Annotated in this window: 3 protein-coding genes; 1 reads left to right on the top strand and 2 read right to left on the bottom strand. The window is 40.6% G+C overall.

Annotated features, from left to right (window positions below; translation table 11 throughout):
* The coding region (locus BIZ39_RS20780; RefSeq protein ID WP_187447963.1) for a cupin domain-containing protein at positions 1-287 on the top strand (287 nt) is incomplete at its 5' end.
* Between the two features lie 104 nt (positions 288-391).
* Here BIZ39_RS20780 and BIZ39_RS20785 read toward each other — a convergent pair.
* Together BIZ39_RS20785 and BIZ39_RS20790 are read right to left on the bottom strand one after the other, a co-directional pair.
* Complete coding sequence (locus BIZ39_RS20785; protein WP_187447964.1) at positions 392-1,579, bottom strand: nucleotide sugar dehydrogenase; 1,188 nt, start codon at positions 1,577-1,579, stop codon at positions 392-394.
* Between the two features lie 145 nt (positions 1,580-1,724).
* On the bottom strand, positions 1,725-3,419 hold the full coding sequence (locus BIZ39_RS20790) for a glycosyltransferase family 2 protein (protein WP_187447965.1): 1,695 nt from the start codon (positions 3,417-3,419) through the stop codon (positions 1,725-1,727).
* Positions 3,420-3,470: the final 51 nt, after the last annotated feature.

Genomic DNA, 3,470 nt, shown 5'->3' on the forward strand with positions numbered 1-3,470 from the left:
AAGTTAAGCGTATCACCGTAAAGCCTGGCGAAAAACTGTCTGTTCAAATGCATCACCACAGAGCGGAACACTGGGTAGTTGTATCAGGTACAGCTAACGTAACTATTGGTGATGAAACGCAAATGCTGACAGAAAACGAATCTGTTTATATTCCTATTGGTGCCGTTCACGCACTAGAAAACCCGGGTAAAATTCCACTGGAATTAATCGAGGTACAATCAGGCGCGTACCTTGGAGAAGACGATATCGTCCGTTTTTCTGACCGATACGGGCGCTCAGACAAGTAAGCGAATAAAACTCTGTGCATATAAAACTGAAAAGGGGCCAAGCTTTTTAGCTTGGCCCCTTTTTTTATAGAGCCAGGAGGTTTACTCTGACCCCAAAATTTGGGTTAGTCAGCGTTGAACAGGTCGCGGCTGTATACTTTATCTAGAACGTCTTCGATATCGCCGGTTACACGGTTGGCTACGATAACATCAGAGATTTTCTTAAACTCTTCTAAGTCGTTTACTACACGTGAGTTAAAGAAATCATCTTCTTTAAGTACTGGCTCGTATACTACCACTTCGATACCTTTCGCTTTAATGCGCTTCATAATGCCTTGAATTGCACTGGCGCGGAAGTTGTCAGAACCAGACTTCATGATGAGGCGGTAGATGCCAACGATTTTAGGGCCTCGACTTACAATTGAATCGGCAATAAAATCTTTACGTGTACGGTTAGCATCTACAATGGCTTGGATCATGTTATTAGGCACGTCACTGTAGTTAGCAAGAAGCTGCTTAGTATCTTTAGGTAAGCAGTAGCCGCCGTAACCAAAGCTAGGGTTATTGTAATGGTTACCAATGCGAGGATCTAAGCTTACACCTTCAATGATTTGCTTTGAATCTAAACCATGGCTCTCGGCATAACTGTCTAACTCGTTAAAGTATGCTACTCGCATTGCCAAATAGGTATTGGCGAAAAGCTTGATGGCTTCGGCTTCAGTGCTGTCGGTAAACAACACATCAATGTCTTCTTTAATTGCGCCTTGCTGAAGCAGTTTAGCGAAAATTTCTGCTCGCTCAGTTCTCTCTCCAACAATGATGCGGCTTGGGTAAAGGTTGTCGTAAAGCGCTTTACCTTCACGTAAGAACTCTGGCGAGAAGATAATGTTGTCAGAACCAAAGCGCTCTTTTGCATCACGAGTGAAGCCAACGGGAACCGTAGACTTTACAATCATTACTGCATTAGGATTAATTTCCAATACTGTTTTAATGACTGCTTCTACACTACCTGTATTGAAGTAGTTGGTTTGCGGGTCGTAATCCGTAGGCGTAGCGATAACAACATAGTCGGCATCTTTATAAGCAACTTGTGCATCTAACGTAGCTTCAAGGTTAAGCTCTTTCGTTGCTAAATATTCAGAGATTTCTTTGTCTTCAATTGGAGACTTTTTATTGTTAAGCATCTCGACTTTTTCTGGAACAAGGTCGACTGCTTTCACTTCATTGTGTTGTGCAAGTAGCACTGCATTTGAAAGCCCTACATAGCCTGTGCCTGCTACAGCTATTTTAAGCTTCTGCATAGTACTATCCATTTAAATTCTCTCCAGTTTTGTACAAATAATTTACGAAAGCTTCTTTACTATCATTGCATAGTAATTTTAAACAATGATGAATACTACGGCTAACTCGCCTAATCTTCTTAATAGTGTATCAAAGCTCGGATTGATGCACTATGCATCAATTATGCCTTCTACCTATACTTTTCAATTCAACTGCACTCTTTATTGAAAAGTTCTCACGCTTTAAAGTAAGATTTGGATTATAAGCGGGGTCGTTTGCTATGAAGTCGCTCCACGCCGTTTGAAGGTAGTTTAATTCGCGATTAAATCGCGCCACTTTTTCAGGCGAGATATCTAACCCTCTACTCACCGATTCATGATGGAAAAGCTCTGCTTCTGCGCAGTAGACATTATTAACGCCTAAGCCTTTAACCTTCAAACAAAAATCTACATCATTAAAGGCAACAGAAAGATCTTTTTCATTCAAACCGTTTACGGCATCAAAATGTGTACACTTAACCAATAAACAAGCCGCGGTAACGGCACTGTAGTTATTGGTTGCGGTAATCCTATTTAAGTACCCAGTATGAAAGCGAGGAAAGTTCTTATGCGCGTGCCCTGCACCACCGCCATAGCCTAAAACAACACCAGCGTGCTGTATTCGCGTATCAGAATAAAGCAACTTTGCACCAACACAGCCAATGTCTTCGCGCTCTACATGACCAACCATGTAAGTAAGCCAATCAGGCGATATAACCTCAATATCATTGTTAACTAACCCAAGAATGGAGCCTTTTGCATTTTCGACGCCGAAGTTATTGATCGCAGAGTAATTAAATGGCGCAGGGTAACGAAGAACCCTTACTTTATCCAATGTATCTAAGTAGCTAAAGTATTCGATGCTTTCTTGCTCGTCAGAGCCGTTATCAATGAGCAATATTTCGTAATTTTGATACGTTGTTTTTTCTAAAATTGATTCGATACACGCTTTAACCAGCTCTTTTCCGTTTTTTGTGGGAATAATTAAGCTAACCAGCGGATTACTATTGGGCCAGCATAGCCGGTTGACGTTAAACTTTTCATCCAAGTCGACTACAGTGCTAGTGTGAGTTTCTATCACTTTTTTCACGCGTTTTAGTGTATTTACCCCATTATCTTCTGTAATTGACAGATGCATTAATGGCAACGGCAGGTGCTTAATTGCCAAGTTCTCGTTGGTTAGGGAAAGCTCTGTAATTAACTCAGCAATGGTTGTTTCGTTAGAAATTTGTATCAACTTGAGCAACGAAGTTTTAAGCATTACACCACTATTAATGTAGGCCGTGGAGTATTGAAGTTCAGGGTTCCAACTTGGTAAAAATCGCGGTGACTTTTTAGTGCCATTTTCGTCAAGTTCATCAGTATCGCAATAGACCAAGTCATTATTTTTTAAAGCTTCGAATAAATGATGAATAGCCGATTTCTCTAATAAATCGCCACCATTTAGTAACAAGGTAGGTAGCTGATCATCCAATAGTGAAATTTTCCTTTGTAACGCGCTTATATCTACTTCGCCCGTTATCACACAAGCTTTTGCACCAAGGTTTTTAATATTTTTTTTTGTGACGCCCTGAGGGTCACAGCCAAATATAACTGCTTGCCATTCACCTAATGTGGCTGCTGACTTTGAAAAAGTAGATTCATTTACTTCAAGCCAATGATTGTATAACGCCTGCGTTTGTTTGGCCGTTGGAGCATCGAAAAATAGCCCCGACTTCCTTACCGACCTTACATACAAGCCAGTTAAACGTTCGTTTTGTTTGAGCTTGTTTTTTAAGTTTTTAGGAATAAGTTGAAGGGCAGCACGCACTGACCGCATAGCAATTTTTTTCATATAGACTATTTAGGGCCTTAAAAATAAAGAAAGCCGCTTTATATAAAGCGG

This window comes from Alteromonas sp. BZK5, assembly GCF_014349115.1.
Classification (GTDB): domain Bacteria; phylum Pseudomonadota; class Gammaproteobacteria; order Enterobacterales; family Alteromonadaceae; genus Alteromonas; species Alteromonas macleodii.